The sequence below is a fragment of the Peribacillus sp. TE19612 genome, from assembly GCF_056279465.1.
On record NZ_JBWCCL010000008.1, the window covers coordinates 1 to 14,927 of the forward strand.

17 protein-coding genes are annotated in these 14,927 nt (G+C 44.1%); 14 read left to right on the plus strand and 3 right to left on the minus strand.

Going from position 1 to position 14,927, the window contains the following annotated elements; translation table 11 throughout:
- Positions 1-352: 352 nt before the first annotated feature.
- From ACZ9AO_RS14880 to ACZ9AO_RS14905, 6 genes are all read left to right on the plus strand, one after another.
- The gene (locus ACZ9AO_RS14880; RefSeq protein ID WP_476109355.1) at positions 353-1,453 is read left to right on the plus strand and encodes a DUF4097 family beta strand repeat-containing protein; all 1,101 of its coding nucleotides are present in this window, start codon (positions 353-355) and stop codon (positions 1,451-1,453) included.
- A 528-nt stretch (positions 1,454-1,981) separates the two neighbouring features.
- Positions 1,982-2,917, plus strand: a complete 936-nt coding sequence (hprK, locus tag ACZ9AO_RS14885) for an HPr(Ser) kinase/phosphatase (protein WP_048687982.1) — start codon at positions 1,982-1,984, stop codon at positions 2,915-2,917.
- Between the two features lie 26 nt (positions 2,918-2,943).
- On the plus strand, positions 2,944-3,756 hold the full coding sequence (gene lgt, locus ACZ9AO_RS14890; protein WP_340878088.1) for a prolipoprotein diacylglyceryl transferase: 813 nt from the start codon (positions 2,944-2,946) through the stop codon (positions 3,754-3,756).
- 27 nt (positions 3,757-3,783) lie between these two features.
- Positions 3,784-4,728, plus strand: a complete 945-nt coding sequence (locus ACZ9AO_RS14895) for a nucleoside recognition domain-containing protein (RefSeq protein WP_251540531.1) — start codon at positions 3,784-3,786, stop codon at positions 4,726-4,728.
- Positions 4,718-5,389: a pyrophosphatase PpaX gene (gene ppaX / locus ACZ9AO_RS14900; protein WP_476109356.1), complete on the plus strand. Its 672-nt coding sequence runs from the start codon at positions 4,718-4,720 to the stop codon at positions 5,387-5,389. Before ACZ9AO_RS14895 ends, ppaX begins: the two co-directional genes overlap by 11 nt.
- Positions 5,386-5,904 carry an acyltransferase gene (locus ACZ9AO_RS14905; protein WP_476109357.1) on the plus strand — a complete coding sequence of 173 codons (519 nt, stop codon included), beginning with the start codon at positions 5,386-5,388 and terminating at the stop codon, positions 5,902-5,904. The genes ppaX and ACZ9AO_RS14905 overlap by 4 nt, the downstream gene beginning before the upstream one ends.
- Before the next feature lie 37 nt (positions 5,905-5,941).
- On the opposite strand, the gene ACZ9AO_RS14910 is transcribed toward ACZ9AO_RS14905, so the two are convergent.
- The 3 genes from ACZ9AO_RS14910 to ACZ9AO_RS14920 all read right to left on the minus strand — a co-directional run bounded on the left by ACZ9AO_RS14910 (position 5,942) and on the right by ACZ9AO_RS14920 (position 7,856).
- Positions 5,942-6,085 carry a YwzD family small protein gene (locus tag ACZ9AO_RS14910; RefSeq protein ID WP_251540524.1) on the minus strand — a complete coding sequence of 48 codons (144 nt, stop codon included), beginning with the start codon at positions 6,083-6,085 and terminating at the stop codon, positions 5,942-5,944.
- A 78-nt stretch (positions 6,086-6,163) separates the two neighbouring features.
- Positions 6,164-6,796, minus strand: a complete 633-nt coding sequence (locus ACZ9AO_RS14915) for a class D sortase (protein WP_251540522.1) — start codon at positions 6,794-6,796, stop codon at positions 6,164-6,166.
- Position 6,797: 1 nt separating this feature from the next.
- Entirely contained in the window at positions 6,798-7,856 is a 1,059-nt protein-coding gene (locus ACZ9AO_RS14920; protein ID WP_476109358.1) for a processed acidic surface protein, read from the minus strand.
- 472 nt (positions 7,857-8,328) lie between these two features.
- Between ACZ9AO_RS14920 and ACZ9AO_RS14925 the strand changes: the two genes are divergently transcribed.
- The 8 genes from ACZ9AO_RS14925 (at position 8,329) to hisIE (ending at position 14,904) form a co-directional block, all read left to right on the plus strand.
- Positions 8,329-9,513 carry an ATP phosphoribosyltransferase regulatory subunit gene (locus ACZ9AO_RS14925; RefSeq protein WP_048687999.1) on the plus strand — a complete coding sequence of 395 codons (1,185 nt, stop codon included), beginning with the start codon at positions 8,329-8,331 and terminating at the stop codon, positions 9,511-9,513.
- Complete coding sequence (gene hisG / locus ACZ9AO_RS14930; RefSeq protein WP_034311625.1) at positions 9,506-10,135, plus strand: ATP phosphoribosyltransferase; 630 nt, start codon at positions 9,506-9,508, stop codon at positions 10,133-10,135. Before ACZ9AO_RS14925 ends, hisG begins: the two co-directional genes overlap by 8 nt.
- A gap of 26 nt (positions 10,136-10,161) precedes the next feature.
- On the plus strand, positions 10,162-11,451 hold the full coding sequence (gene hisD / locus ACZ9AO_RS14935) for a histidinol dehydrogenase (RefSeq protein WP_476109359.1): 1,290 nt from the start codon (positions 10,162-10,164) through the stop codon (positions 11,449-11,451).
- 89 nt (positions 11,452-11,540) lie between these two features.
- Entirely contained in the window at positions 11,541-12,128 is a 588-nt protein-coding gene (gene hisB, locus ACZ9AO_RS14940; RefSeq protein WP_048688005.1) for an imidazoleglycerol-phosphate dehydratase HisB, read from the plus strand.
- Positions 12,129-12,761, plus strand: coding sequence for an imidazole glycerol phosphate synthase subunit HisH (gene hisH, locus ACZ9AO_RS14945; protein ID WP_476109360.1), 633 nt, complete (start codon positions 12,129-12,131; stop codon positions 12,759-12,761).
- Positions 12,758-13,492, plus strand: coding sequence for a 1-(5-phosphoribosyl)-5-[(5-phosphoribosylamino)methylideneamino]imidazole-4-carboxamide isomerase (gene hisA / locus ACZ9AO_RS14950; protein WP_476109361.1), 735 nt, complete (start codon positions 12,758-12,760; stop codon positions 13,490-13,492). The genes hisH and hisA overlap by 4 nt, the downstream gene beginning before the upstream one ends.
- A complete protein-coding gene (gene hisF / locus ACZ9AO_RS14955; RefSeq protein ID WP_251540513.1) occupies positions 13,493-14,251 on the plus strand; it encodes an imidazole glycerol phosphate synthase subunit HisF in 759 nt (252 codons plus the stop codon).
- Complete coding sequence (gene hisIE / locus ACZ9AO_RS14960) at positions 14,248-14,904, plus strand: bifunctional phosphoribosyl-AMP cyclohydrolase/phosphoribosyl-ATP diphosphatase HisIE (protein ID WP_251540511.1); 657 nt, start codon at positions 14,248-14,250, stop codon at positions 14,902-14,904. The genes hisF and hisIE overlap by 4 nt, the downstream gene beginning before the upstream one ends.
- Positions 14,905-14,927: the final 23 nt, after the last annotated feature.

Sequence of the window (14,927 nt, forward strand, 5' to 3'; positions counted from 1 at the left end):
GGTAAAATTAAAAGACCTGAGTCCGATAGAATACCGAACTCAGGTCTTAGAAGCTGCTTAAATTATATGTCTAACTTTATTGGGTCAGATCAACTGGCTTTTCTTCGAGTTTATCTACAGTCTTGAACAAGCCATCAGGCTTGTTTTTTTGTAGAAAAATGACGGTGTGCATTTAATCAATCATTTGATTAAAGAATGGGAAAACAAGATATTTCCGGGGAAATCAAACATCTTCCTTTTCGGAAATTGTCATTTTCGTTTGTCGAATGATGGGAAAAACGGTATTTATGAAACTTTTTAGATATCTAGGCGTATGTATGAATAAAATGATAGAAGAAAGCGAGGAATGTTCATGCAGGAGGAAAGAAAGAAAATTTTAGAAATGATTCAGGGTGGAAAGTTATCAGCGGAAGAAGCCATGGGCCTATTGGAAGAATTAGATAAAGCCAGTCAGGAAAGTGAAGCTAAAGAGCAGAAATTGCAAAATGAATTATCGACGGTAGTCGTGGATAAGAAAAGCGAAGGAAGCAATCAGGATACGTTTAAGAAGAATATCCAGTCATCGAAAGAAAAGATTATGGATTTCGTTGAAAGTGCTTTTAAGAAAATCAAAGAAACGGATCTTGATTTCAATTTCGGGAAATCTGTGGAGGTCAGTCATATTTTCCAGCATGATCAAGATTTCCTGAATGTAGTTGATGTAGATATAGCGAATGGGAAAATGAAAATCGCCGCATGGGACCATGATGATGTCCGGGTGCAATGCCAGGCTAAGGTATACCGTGTGGAAGATATAGAAGAAGCCAGGAAAAACTTTTTGGAAGAAGTCGATTTCACGATTGAAAATGGAAAATTGAAGTTCAAGGTTCGTGAAAAATCCATAAAGGTTGATACGACCATGTACATTCCAAGAAAGGAATATGAGGACATTCATGTAAGGATGTTCAATGGCGCAATCACGGCTGAATCATTGAAATCAGAGAACTTTAAAGCGAAAACGGCGAATGGTGCCATTCATATCATGCAGGGTACGGGTGATTCCTGTGAGCTTGAAACTGGTAACGGGATGATCACCATTTCAGATACCAATTTTAATGACTTGGAAGCCGAGACCTTGAATGGAGCGATTAATGCCGATGGGTACTTCAAGAAATTGGATGTTCAAACGTTCAATGGTGAAGTCATCTGTACGAATTCAGGGATGGATTGCGATTCGATCCATGCTAAGTCAGTCACTGGAAAAGTCCAGCTGACCCTGCCTCCAGGTAAGGCGATCGAAGGAGAGTTGAAATCCAATTTAGGAAGCTTTAATGTAACTTTGGAAGGGATGACCATCATCGAAGAGAAAAGTGATGTGGTTCAGAAGGTCCTTAAGTTCAAGACGGTTAAAGAAGAGGTTCCTGTGCTTCATGTTTTTGCAGAAACGAAGACTGCAGCAATAACGGTTTCCTGAAAAGGGAAAGTTCACTGGCGGCGCAAAATGCATGCAAACTCTCTGAAAATGAGTTTGCCTGCATTTTTTTTGGATTGTACAATTTGGTTGTTGATTTCCGCTCCAGGCACTCGCTTATCCAGAGGCGGTCGTGGAGCCTCCTCGGCTTGCGCCTGTGGGGTCTCCCCCCTAGACGCGCTTTGCCCGCAGGAGTCTCGTACCTTCCTCTCCAATCAAATTTGTTATTAAATTTATAAGGAGTTGGAGGTTTTGCGTTGGAGTTGGTTCAGGAACATTATTCTCCCCCCTTTGTCTACTAAGAGAGCCCGCCAATATAAACTGCCGGGCTTGCTTTTATTTTGGTGTAAGGATTCATGTATGTTCCTCTCCTCTCTTTATTGGTTATGGGGCCATCCCGCTGCCATCATCCGTGCGGAGTGAATAAAAAAACGATAAATCGATAATGCATTGTTTGGTTATTAACAGAAAAATGCTAAAATAGAAAAAGTATCTCAAAAAATAGCATCGCTCCAAAAGGAGGAAAGATATATGGCAAAAGTCCGTACAAAGGATATAGTAGAAGCGTTCGGTCTAGAACTTATCAGTGGGGAAGAAGGAATTAACCGACCGATCGTCACGAGTGATTTATCTCGTCCCGGACTTGAAATAGCCGGTTTTTTTGATTATTATCCCGCAGATCGAGTACAGCTGTTAGGTATGACGGAGATGTCCTTTTTTAATCGGTTGAATGAACCGGATCGAATACAGAGGATGGAAGAGTTGTGCCGGGACTTTACTCCAGGCATCATCATTACGCGTGGTCAGGAAGTGCCGTTAGAATTGATCGAAGCTTCTGAGCGGGAATCCGTTCCTGTGATGAGATCCAATATGAAGACGACAAGGTTATACAGCCGTCTGACCAATTTCCTTGAAAGCAGGTTGGCACCAACCACTGCCGTTCATGGTGTATTGGTGGATATCTATGGTTTAGGTGTGTTGATCACCGGCAAAAGCGGAGTCGGTAAAAGTGAGACAGCCCTGGAATTAGTGAAACGGGGTCATCGTCTCGTAGCCGATGACTGTGTCGAAATCAGGCAGGAAGATCAAGATACGCTAGTCGGGAATGCCCCGGATTTAATTGAACATCTTCTTGAAATTAGGGGATTGGGAATCATAAATGTAATGACACTTTTTGGAGCTGGTGCAGTCCGCAGCAATAAAAAGATCTCAATCGTCATCAATCTTGAACTATGGGAAAAAAATAAGCAGTATGACCGGGTTGGCCTTGATGAAGAGAAAATGAAAATCATCGATACGGAAGTGACGAAAATTACCGTACCTGTCCGTCCAGGGCGAAATTTAGCTGTTATCATTGAAGTGGCAGCCATGAATTACCGCCTGAAACGAATGGGAGTAAATGCTGCAGAACAGTTTTCAGATCGCTTGAACCATGCCATTGCAGACCCGGAACATGATGAATTTTAAAAGGTTATAGGAAAAGAGGGGACAAAATGGAACAAGGAATACAGCCGCTGAATCCGATAGCGATTGATCTAGGTCCCATTCAGGTACATTGGTATGGGCTAATCATCGGTTTCGGTGTGTTATTGGGTCTTATTATCGCATTAAGGGAGTCGGAGCGAAGAGGTCTTGATAAGGAAATATTTACTGATTTGATTTTGTTTGCTGTCCCGATCGCGATCATTAGTGCCCGTATTTATTATGTGATCTTCCAATGGGAGTACTATTCACAAAACCCGGGGGATATCATAAAAATATGGAATGGCGGAATTGCCATACATGGTGCGTTGATCGGATCGGTGCTGACTGCAATCGTTTTTGCAAAGGTCAAGAAGGTCTCATTTTGGAAGCTGGTGGATATTGCTGCACCGAGCTTATTGTTGGGGCAGGCGATTGGCCGTTGGGGTAATTTCATGAATCAGGAAGCGCATGGGGGAGAAGTAACACGGTCATTCCTTGAAAATATGCATTTGCCTGAATTCATCATAAATCAAATGTACATAAACGGTACGTATTATCACCCGACCTTCTTGTATGAATCGATTTGGAATATCCTCGGAGTCATAATTCTCTTAAGTTTACGGAAAGTGAACTTGCGCAGGGGGGAACTGTTTTTAACCTATGTAATATGGTATTCCATCGGACGTTATTTCATCGAAGGATTGCGGACGGACAGTTTGATGCTGACGGAGTCACTGCGTATCGCACAAGTGATTTCGGTAGTGTTGATAGCTGTAGCCATTGCTTTAGTGGTCTATAGAAGGGTCCGCGGGCATGCAGACAAAAGATATTTAGATGCATAGGTAATATGTGAAAAGGGAGAGGGCATAGTGATAGTAGATTCGGTTAAAAAGGGACTTCTTTCAGGCTTGAATACAACCTGGTCTTTGGGGAAAGTGATATTTCCGGTTACTCTGATCGTCACTGTGCTTCAATATACGCCTGTATTGCCGTTCATCATCAACTTGATAGCGCCTTTGATGAATCTCATCGGTCTTCCAGGGGATGCTGCAATTCCGCTTGTATTAGGGAATTTCCTGAATTTATACGCAGCGATTGCAGGCATATTAACGCTTGATTTGACTGTGAAAGAAGTTTTTATCATCGCTATGATGCTATCTTTTTCACATAATTTATTGATCGAGTCAGGTGTGGCGATGAAAACCGGTGTCAAGCTGTGGGTCATCCTAACAGTACGGATCGGGCTTGCGCTTTTGTCCGCTGTCGTTATCAATCTTGTTTGGCAGGGCGGATCTGAAATGGCCCAAGGAACGGCTATCGGGGAGGCTGCAGAGATTAACGGAACGGGAGCAATCCTTTTGCATGGGGTCATCCAGGCCCTTTCAGGTATTGGCCAGTTGGCGGTCATCGTTATTCCGCTCATGGTGGCGGTTCAAATCATGAAGGATTTAAAGTGGCTGGAAGCCTTCTCGAAAGCCCTTGCCCCTTTCATGAAGGTCCTGGGGATGAAGCCGAATGCTTCCATGCCTTTCGTTACAGGCCTGACTCTCGGTTTGGCATATGGCGCAGGCGTGATGATTCAAGCGGCTAAAGAGGATAATGTTTCGAAGAAGGATATGACGATTGCATTCATCTTTTTAGTTGCCTGCCATGCTGTTGTAGAAGACACACTGATTTTTATTCCGCTGGGGATTCCGGTCTTGCCGCTGTTACTTATTCGGCTGCTCACTGCCATTGTTTTAACGATGGCCGTTGCGTATATATGGAATCGGACTGATAGGGTACAGAGAAAGGAAGCTGTATATGAACAGTAACATAACTACATTATTATTTGATCTTGATGGTACGTTGATCAATACAAATGAATTGATCATCGCCTCTTTTACAGAAACTTTAAACCACTTTTGTCCTGGAAAGTACAATCGGGAAGATATCATTCCATTTATCGGACCGACTTTGGTCGATACGTTTTCTTCCATTGATCCAAAACGTGTGGACGAAATGATCGCATACTATCGGGAGCATAATTGGAGGAACCATGATTTGCTTGTCACACAATTTGACGGGGTGTTCGAAACCGTTCAAACGCTGAAGCAGAGCGGTTATAAATTGGCAGTCGTTACGACAAAGAAGCGCGATGTCGTCGAAAAGGGCCTGCGTTTAAGCAAACTGGATCAGTTCTTTGAAGTGGTGGTCACACTGGAAGAGGTGGAAAAGGCAAAGCCGGACCCAGAGCCTTTGGTAAAAGCTTTACATCAGCTCGGTTCGGTTCCTGAAGAAGCGATCATGATTGGCGACAGTTATCATGATATCATGGGCGGGAAAAATACAGGTACAAAAACGGCAGGGGTCTCCTGGTCCATTAAAGGCCGTGAATACCTGGAAAGCTATCACCCTGATTATATGCTTGAGCAGATGGCGGATTTATTGAGTATCGTTGAGGTGGAAAAACTCACGGAGGCTAGAAAAAAATGAGACGCACGTCCCGCTATCCAGTTGAAGGGGCCAATTCACTATGGCATGTATATAAGACCGTTCCATTCTGGAAAGTCGTCAAGAATTTTGTGGTGATACAGCTAGCGCGTTACACGCCTTTTCTGGGCATGAAGAATTGGCTATATAGGACTTTTTTACATATGAAGGTAGGGAAGCATACTTCGTTTGCCTTGATGGTCATGCCGGATGTGATGTTTCCGGAAAAAATATCGGTCGGAATAAATACTGTCATTGGCTATAATACGACGATCCTTGCTCATGAATATTTGGTTCATGAATATCGTTTAGGAGAAGTAGTCATTGGCGATGAAGTATTGATTGGCGCGAATTCGACCATTCTTCCAGGACTTTCAATTGGTAATGGGGCGATTGTCTCTGCGGGGACGCTTGTCCATAAGGATGTTCCGGAGGGAGCTTTCGTTGGCGGGAATCCAATGAAAATCATATATACCAAAGAGGAAATGCTTGAGAGAGCGCAGCAAACTTCCTTATGAAAAAAGGGACTTGCCCCTATATGCGGCAGGTCCTTTTTTAATGGCATTTTGGGTATAACGGAGTCAGTTCATTCTTTAGATGCTCTATCATTTCGTTGATTGATATATTTTCCTGGTTCACCGTCGCTTCATACGTTTCTTTTAAAATTTGAAAAAACCTTTCCTGTGCCTGTTTTTCCATATTGAGCTAGTCCTCCTATCATCTAGTAAAGATTTATGAAGAGGGAGCTGAACGACTTCAGCCCCGCATCTCATTTATCTATTCCGATTTCAATAAATCGGCAACCAATACGTACCGTTCCGGTGCACTACCAATATATGAAAACGGGTAGCAGGTTGTTACTGTAAGTGTGGCTTTAGGCTTGGGAACGATCACGGTACGGTCATCTGCATCGACGATACGGACCTTCCTCACTTTATATGTAAACGTACCTGCTTCTGTCTTGGCAATCAGCAAGTCACCCTCGCCGACTTCACCTAGATCTCTGAAAATTGTATCTCGATGACCGGATAAAACGGAATTATCCTTTTCACCGGGAAGGACGGATCCCGCATAATGACCGACGCCCTTTTCGAGCTCATCTTCGTCCGTTCCGTGATAAATCGGGAGTGTTGCTTCGATTTTTGGAATATATAGCTCCCCCATCAAATCACCGGTTTCCGGTCGTTCTTCATATAGTTCAATGCCATCAGGATTATCTGCTTTCGTCTTCGGTTCGGGGAGCTTAGCCGTTGCTTCCGTCGTGTCAGAATTATTCCATTTATATAGGGCATAGCCTTTTAACAGCGTATAAGCGTTTGTCGTTGTAAAATAAAAACCTAAGGTTAAAAAGCATACAGCAGTGATAAGCAACGATTTTTTCTTATGCCTGGATTGCCTTTTTTTGCTCATCTTAATTAGTGAGTCTCGCTTTTCTAATTAATCCGAAAGCGATACCAATCAACATTAAACCGAATAAAGCACCGAATAAATAATTACCTGCCGTTTTAGGAAGCACTCCACCTTTTTCCGTTTTATGCTCAGGTTTTGCCGGTTTCTTCTTTTCTTTTTTTACCTCAGCCACTTTAGAAATGACCTCGGTGGACTGTTTCATGTCATTGCCGGTTTCTTTCACTAAATCGGAACCGATCATTTCACCGGTCAATGTAAAATCGAGCAGGAACTTGCCGTTTAAATCATAAATGGAGACTAGTAAACTAGCATTCGTCAATTCCTTAAGCTGGAATAATGCATCAAGGGAAAGGTTTGTCGTGATACCATCCTGAATTAAAGCGAATTTGAATTGAATTTGCAGCAAGCTTTGAAGATCATTATATATCGAAAGCAATTCTGCCACTTGTTCTGCAGATAATTCATCAATTGTTTCAAAATAATCTAGTTGATTCATCCTATCGGAGATCGCCATTAAACGAGATTCAAAAGAAGGGTCTTCGACGATAGGCAAAAGGTGGTTCATGAATCTGTCGAGCTCTTCGTCCGTAAGGCCGATCTCAGTAAAGAGACCATCCATTAAATCGCTGATCTCTTCTTCATCATATTCCATCTCTTCCTCATCATAATCCATTTCTAAATCGATGATATCCTCAATGTCGTAAATGAAATGGAAGGTATCGATGATGGAATCCCCCTCTTCCAGTTCGCCGTATTCCATTAATAATTCAGTAAGTTCAGCTTCTGTCATTTCATATTGTTTAAGTAGATTCTGTAAGGTCTCAGGAGTGACGGCAGGTCCTAATGTTTCACGTAACTCTTCTGCCGATTTCAATTCATTCAATGTTAAGTCGTAATAGGATAAATACTCTTCCAATTCTTCTTGCGTCATTCTAACTTCAGAAAGGTATGCATTAAGCTCATCCTGGTTGATCTTAGTTGCTGCAAAACCCTTCGTTCCGCTTGAACCCAGTGAAAAAAGAACGATAAGTGCCACAAAAAACGAAAAATATTTCTTCATTCCCATATCCCCCTAAATTTATCTAATATTGCCAAACTCCTATGTATTATAAAACAGCTAAACCAAAAGGTACACATTAATAACAATGAATGGCTAAAGATAGGAAGAATTGTCTAGGGAAAAGGGCTTAAACCGATCATGAAAAATATCCAAGACCGACGTGGTATGGAAGGAATGGGATTAGGCATATTTTCCTTGACGTGAGGTGGGGGCGGGGGTAAACTATTAATAACTTCAACCTGCTACCATATTAGCGAACTAAAGTAATTTAATAGATTATTGCGATTATTTATATGATTATGTCATTTAATTTGATACTATTTTTATATGTTATCCGAAAATTGGATTTAAGCGTGAAAACCTTGGAAAGATAAAGGGATAAACAAAATAGGGAATGGGTGCATCGGTTTTTGCCTATAGGCGGACCGATTGGATATAGATAGTAATCAATATTGCAAAAGGATGTGCAGTCGTGACAAAGCCATTTATGTTTGAAAAACCATTAGGCATGAGAGATACATTGCCGGTGCTGTATGAAACGAAAGTGTCGGCCAGAAATAAAATGAGTGATGAAATCAAGAAGTGGGGCTATCAATTTATTGAAACGCCAGCTTTGGAATATTATGAAACAATTGGCGAGGCTTCAGCAATATTGGATCAACAGTTGTTTAAACTTCTTGATTCCCAGGGGCATACGCTCGTACTCCGTCCCGAGATGACAGCGCCCATTGCACGGGTCGCAGCATCCAAGCTGCTAAAACAGCAAATTCCGCTTCGCCTGGCCTATTCCGCGAATGTATACCGGGCACAGCAGCGTGAAGGAGGCAGGCCGGCAGAATTCGAACAGATTGGCATTGAATGTATCGGAAATAAGTCAATAAGTGCCGATGCTGAAATGATTGCCCTGCTTGCGGATGCCCTAAAGGCTGCAGGGCTTCAGGAATTTAAAATTTCCATTGGACATATCGGATTTCTGCAAGAGTTTTTCTTGAGCATTCTAGGTACGGAAGAAAGGGCCTCTATATTAAGGAAGTTTTTGTATGAAAAAAATTATGTTGGTTATCGCGAGCATGTTAAATCACTGCCGCTTTCATCCATTGATAAACAACGGCTTATCGAATTTACCTCCTTACGTGGCAGTGAAGGAACCGTGGAAAAGGCGCTAGGGTTGGTTGAAAATAATAAAGGGCAAGATTCTTTGGCTGAACTGAAGGAATTGTCTGCGCAGCTAAAAGAATTTGACGTTGAACAATATGTGAGCTTCGACCTAACATTGGTCAGTCATATGAGTTATTACACGGGAACTTTATTTGAAGTGTATGCCGGACAAGTCGGTTCTCCAATCGGCAATGGCGGCCGGTATGATAATCTGCTTGAGAAGTTCGGCTGGAATGCTTCGGCCACAGGTTTTGCAATCCGGGTGGATCGTCTTGCAGAAGCTCTTGGGGAGCCGATTCAGCCTGTCGCGCCAGAATGTATTTTATTCAGTCCCGAACGAAGATTGGAAGCGATCGGTTTTGCAAGGGAAAAACGCTCCGTAGGGAAATTGGTAACGATTCAAGATATTACAGTCGTCCAAAATGTCGATGCTTTTACACGGACATTTTCTGAAGTTCATTTATTCGTGGGGAACGGGGGGAATGGAAAAGATGAATAATAGCTTTTTAACGATTGCCATGCCGAAAGGGAGAATATTTGAAGAAGCGGCAGAGCTATTAAGAAGGGCCGGTTTTCGTCTCCCTCCTGAGTTTGATGATTCCCGGAAATTGATCCTTGAGGTGGAAGAAGAGAATCTGAGGTTCATTTTAGCTAAACCGATGGATGTCGTAACCTATGTGGAACACGGCGTCGCTGACATTGGAATTGCAGGGAAGGATGTCATGCTTGAGGAAGAACGTGATGTCTATGAGTTACTTGATTTGAAAATCAGTGCCTGCTACTTGGCTGTAGCTGGACTGCCAGGTACGAAAATAAGTGACATCGCCCCCAAAATAGCCAGTAAATACCCGAATGTTGCTTCCAGTTATTTTCGCGAGCAGGGGGAGCAAGTCGAGATTATAAAGTTGAATGGGTCTATTGAGTTAGCACCGTTAATTGGTTTAGCTGAACGAATCGTCGATATCGTTTCAACCGGGCGGACATTGAAGGAAAACGGTCTTGTGGAATATGCGAAAATCGCCAATGTGACTTCGAGGCTGGTAGCAAACCCTGTCAGCTATCGAATTAAAGAAGCAAGGATTACCGAAATCGTGGAACGGCTAGCAGAAATTATTGAATAGTAAAGAATCGCTAATGAGGTGAAGGTATGAAAATAGAACGGTTTGCTGAAGGGATTTCCCTGAAACGCTCGGTTGAAGCAGGTACTGCCGATCAAAGAAAAGCGGTTCAGGATATTATTTATGATGTCAGGAAAAGCGGAAACGCGGCTTTACATACCTATACCGAACGTTTCGATGGTGTCAGTCCAGGGGAATTGCTTGTATCGGAGCTGGAAATGGAAGAAGCGACAGCGGCATTGACTGCTGAGCAGCTTGATATTATTCATGAAGCTGCGAATAATATCCGAATGTTTCACGAGAAACAAATTCGAAATTCATGGTTTACGACTGATGATACGGGAACGATGCTAGGACAAAAATTGACACCTCTTGATGCTGTAGGTGTTTATGTACCTGGAGGCACAGCGGCCTATCCTTCGTCAGTATTGATGAATGCACTTCCTGCTAAGGCCGCGGGGGTGGAACGGATCGTTATGGTATCTCCTCCAGGGAAAGATGGGAAATTATCGCCAGCGGTTTTGGCAGCCGCTAAAATTGCCGGAGTTAAGGAAATCTATAAAGTTGGCGGGGCCCAGGCCATAGCTGCCCTCGCTTATGGGACGGAAACAATTAAGAAAGTGGATAAAATAGTGGGTCCGGGAAATATATATGTGGCGTTAGCGAAGCGCGAAGTATTCGGGGATGTCGCCATTGATATGATAGCAGGTCCAAGTGAAATAGCGGTATTGGCGGACGAAACGGCCATCGCTGCAGAAGTAGCGGCAGACTTGTTATCACAGGCGGAGCATGATGCCCGGGCTTGCAGTGTTTTGGTCACGACTTCTACGTCTCTTGCAGAAGAAGTGGCTGAAGAAGTGACCAAGCAGGTGGCGTTGCTTCCACGTCATGATATTGCTGCAGCCTCGATAAGGGATTATGGAAGAATCGTTGTATGCGGGAATATGGCAGAAGCTGTTGAAGCGATTAATGAACTTGCACCGGAACATTTGGAAATTTTGACCAAAGATGCACTTGAAATCATGGCTAAAATCCGCCATGCCGGTGCAATCTTCATTGGCCGCTTTAGCTCGGAGCCCGTCGGGGATTACTTTGGAGGCCCCAATCATGTGTTGCCTACCAATGGAACCGCCCGTTTTTCCAGCCCGCTGAATGTGGATGATTTCCAAAAGAAATCGAGCATCATCATGTATAGTGAAACGGCCTTCCGCAAAAATGCAGAAAAAATCGCAGCATTTGCCCGAATGGAAGGACTTGAGGCCCATGCCCGTGCCATCGAATCACGTGGTGTGAATGAATCGGGAAAAGGTCCTGAATGATTAAATAAGTGAAATCGGTGATATAAAAACTTTAGACATGCATTTACATCTTAGGAAAAGGGGTCGTACCCCGTTGAGGAGGAGCTGTAATGGAACGTTTTGCTAGTGTGGAGCGAAAGACGAATGAAACGGAAATAAGTTTGAAGTTTGATGTGGATGGGGAAGGTAATTCCTCCATTAAGACCGGCGTTCCGTTTATGACGCATATGCTGGATTTGTTCACGAAACACGGGAAGTTTGATTTGACAGTAGATGCAAATGGGGATACGGACGTGGATGATCACCATACAACTGAAGATATTGGCATTTGCTTGGGTCAGACGTTATTGGAGGCCCTTGGAGACAAGCGCGGGATAAAGCGTTACGGAAATGCTTTCGTACCTATGGATGAAGCACTCGCCCAGGTTGTCATCGATTTAAGCAATCGTCCGCATCTTGAGTTCCGGGCTGAGTTTCCTTCGCAAAAGGTAGGTACTTTCGATACTGAACTGGTGCACGAGTTTCTTTGGAAATTCGCTCTTGAAGCCAGGATGAACCTTCATGTAGTCGTTCATTACGGTCACAACACACATCATATGATCGAAGCAATATTCAAAGCGCTTGGACGTGCATTGGATGAAGCTACGACAATCGATCCACGTGTCAAAGGCATCCCTTCGACGAAAGGAATGTTGTAAATGATCGGGATCGTCGATTATGGCATGGGGAATTTATTTTCTGTAAGTAAAGGGCTTGAGCGCCTTGGTGCCGGTTCATTCATTTCCGATGACCCAAAAGAACTTTCAAAGGCGAAAGGGATCATACTTCCCGGCGTTGGCTCTTTCAGGGATGCCATGAGTCTCTTGGAAAAACAAAAGCTGGATGAATTTCTACGGGGATATGTAGCGGATGGGGGGTATCTATTAGGCATCTGCCTTGGTATGCAGCTTCTCTTTGATGAAAGTGAGGAAAATGGACCGGCAAAAGGATTATCCCTCATCCCGGGAAAAGTCGTTCGTTTTAAGGGAGTGGATGCGAATGACCAGGTTTATAAAGTGCCGCACATGGGCTGGAATCGACTTGAATTCAAACACGCATCACCAGTGAATGAGGGGCTGGAAGAGGAACATGTTTATTTCGTCCATTCATACTACGTCGATACAGATGAATCATTCGTTACCGCTTCGGCGACGTATGATGTGGAAGTGCCGGCGATCGTCGGTAAAGGGAATGTATTCGGCATGCAGTTCCATCCGGAAAAAAGCGGGAATATGGGTATGTCACTCTTGAGAAATTATCTGTCATTAGTAGAAGGGAAGGAAGAAGCATGAGCAACTTTACTATTTACCCGGCGATTGATATGCGCGGAGGCAAGTGCGTCCGCTTAATCCAGGGAGATTACAATCGGGAAACCGTTTATGGTGATTCCCCCTTCGATATGGCTAAAAGCTTTGCGGACCAAGGAGCCGGTTGGATACATATGGTCGACCTTGACGGAGCTAAAGAGGGAGTAAGAATCAATGATTCATACGTAATTAAAGCGGCAAGTGAGTTAGGCGCCCGCATTCAAATCGGCGGCGGCATCCGAACGGAACGGGATATAGCCCATTATCTGGATAATGGAGTGGAACGTGTCATTCTAGGCAGCTCGGCCGTTTCAGACCCTGATTTCACTAAAGATATGATTAGGAAATATGGAAGCCATATCGCTATCGGGATCGATGCGAAGGATGGCAAGGTTGCCACTCATGGCTGGCTTCAAACGTCTGGAACCCTTGCGGTAGATCTTGGCAAACTACTGGCCGATGCTGGTGCCGAGACCTTTATCGTGACTGATATCGCGACGGATGGCATGCTTTCAGGGCCGAATGTGAAAGGTATATTGGCCATGGCGGAGGCAACTGGTAAAAACGTGATTGCTTCAGGAGGCATTAGTTCACTCGAAGACCTTATCACCCTCAAGGAGTATGAAGCCCAAGGCATTGCAGGGGCTATCATTGGCAAGGCACTTTATACCAACCGCTTTACTGTAGAAGAAGCACTAGAAAAGGTGCGTGGTTAAATGCTCACTAAACGAATTATTCCATGTCTCGATGTAAAAGATGGGCGCGTAGTCAAGGGCATACAATTTGTTTCCCTTAGGGATGCTGGAGATCCGGTCGAACTTGCAGCCTTTTACGACCAAGAAGGTGCCGATGAGCTTGTCTTCCTGGATATTTCCGCATCACATGAAGGCAGGGAAACGATCGTCGACGTCGTTCAAGCGGTAGCGGGCAGCTTGGCAATCCCGTTCACGGTGGGCGGCGGCATTAATTCATTGGCGGATATGAAGAAGATCCTGCGGGCTGGTGCCGATAAAGTATCCTTAAATACAGCAGCCATCCTGCGTCCGGATTTAATTAATGAAGGTGCTGATTATTTTGGTTCCCAATGTATCGTGGTTGCCATAGACGCCCGATATGATGAAGGGCTTGGGTCTTGGCGCGTATATACCCACGGCGGCCGGAAACCGACTGAATGGGAAGTGACCGAGTGGGCGAAGGAAGCCGTATCCCGCGGTGCTGGGGAAATTTTATTGACAAGCATGGATTGTGACGGCGAGAAACAAGGGTTTAATATCGCTTTGACAAAATCGGTATCTGAAGCCGTTTCAGTTCCGGTCATCGCCTCTGGCGGGGCAGGCAACGCTGAACATTTCCAGGAAGCCTTCCAAGAAGGTAAAGCCGACGCAGCATTAGCGGCATCGATTTTTCATTATAAAGAAACATCCGTTAAAGAAGTCAAAGCGTTTCTCAAACAACAAGGAGTGGTTGTACGATGAATCTTGAAACTATTAAATACGATGAAAAAGGTCTGGTACCGGCAATTATTCAAGATGCAGGAACAGGCGAAGTGCTGACACTTGCTTACATGAATCAAGAATCTCTGCAATTGTCGATTGAAAAAGGGGAAACGGTTTTCTTCAGCCGTTCGCGCAATGAATTATGGCATAAAGGAGCAACCAGCGGCAATATCCAGAAAATCACCGAAATGAAGTATGACTGCGATCAAGATGCATTGGTCGTTCGGGTCGTGCCTGCAGGTCCTGCGTGCCATACAGGGGCAACAAGCTGTTTTAGCGAAACGATTTACCAAAATGGTGAAGCCGGACAAGACGTGAAGGCGGATGTGACTTTCTTGACGGAATTGGAAAGATTGATTGAAAAAAGAAAATCGGAAATGCCTGAAGGTTCATATACGACCTACCTATTCGATAAGGGCGTTGATAAGATCCTGAAGAAAGTCGGTGAAGAAGCGGCAGAAGTGATCATTGCTGCTAAGAACCGTGATGCAGAGGAACTTTCGATGGAAAGTGCCGATCTCCTCTATCACTTATTCGTTCTTCTTCAAGAGCAGGAGCTGCCTTTCCAAGCGGTGCTTGATGTATTGAAGGCTAGACATGCCGATAAGGACGAACCGAAAGAAACCGAATGAATGTGATTGCCCTCCGTCAATAG

What these genes read in the sequence shown, in the direction of transcription:
- lgt (WP_340878088.1), top strand. Translation starts at nt 2,944, where the DNA reads ATGGAACAAGGAATACAGCCGCTGAATCCGATAGCGATTGATCTAGGT.
- hisIE (WP_251540511.1), top strand. Translation starts at nt 14,248, where the DNA reads ATGAATCTTGAAACTATTAAATACGATGAAAAAGGTCTGGTACCGGCA.
- hisB (WP_048688005.1), top strand. Translation starts at nt 11,541, where the DNA reads ATGGAACGTTTTGCTAGTGTGGAGCGAAAGACGAATGAAACGGAAATA.
- hprK (WP_048687982.1), top strand. Translation starts at nt 1,982, where the DNA reads ATGGCAAAAGTCCGTACAAAGGATATAGTAGAAGCGTTCGGTCTAGAA.
- hisD (WP_476109359.1), top strand. Translation starts at nt 10,162, where the DNA reads ATGAAAATAGAACGGTTTGCTGAAGGGATTTCCCTGAAACGCTCGGTT.
- ACZ9AO_RS14920 (WP_476109358.1), bottom strand. Translation starts at nt 7,856, where the DNA reads ATGAAGAAATATTTTTCGTTTTTTGTGGCACTTATCGTTCTTTTTTCA.
- ppaX (WP_476109356.1), top strand. Translation starts at nt 4,718, where the DNA reads ATGAACAGTAACATAACTACATTATTATTTGATCTTGATGGTACGTTG.
- ACZ9AO_RS14905 (WP_476109357.1), top strand. Translation starts at nt 5,386, where the DNA reads ATGAGACGCACGTCCCGCTATCCAGTTGAAGGGGCCAATTCACTATGG.
- ACZ9AO_RS14915 (WP_251540522.1), bottom strand. Translation starts at nt 6,796, where the DNA reads ATGAGCAAAAAAAGGCAATCCAGGCATAAGAAAAAATCGTTGCTTATC.
- hisG (WP_034311625.1), top strand. Translation starts at nt 9,506, where the DNA reads ATGAATAATAGCTTTTTAACGATTGCCATGCCGAAAGGGAGAATATTT.
- hisF (WP_251540513.1), top strand. Translation starts at nt 13,493, where the DNA reads ATGCTCACTAAACGAATTATTCCATGTCTCGATGTAAAAGATGGGCGC.
- ACZ9AO_RS14880 (WP_476109355.1), top strand. Translation starts at nt 353, where the DNA reads ATGCAGGAGGAAAGAAAGAAAATTTTAGAAATGATTCAGGGTGGAAAG.
- ACZ9AO_RS14910 (WP_251540524.1), bottom strand. Translation starts at nt 6,085, where the DNA reads ATGGAAAAACAGGCACAGGAAAGGTTTTTTCAAATTTTAAAAGAAACG.
- hisH (WP_476109360.1), top strand. Translation starts at nt 12,129, where the DNA reads ATGATCGGGATCGTCGATTATGGCATGGGGAATTTATTTTCTGTAAGT.
- hisA (WP_476109361.1), top strand. Translation starts at nt 12,758, where the DNA reads ATGAGCAACTTTACTATTTACCCGGCGATTGATATGCGCGGAGGCAAG.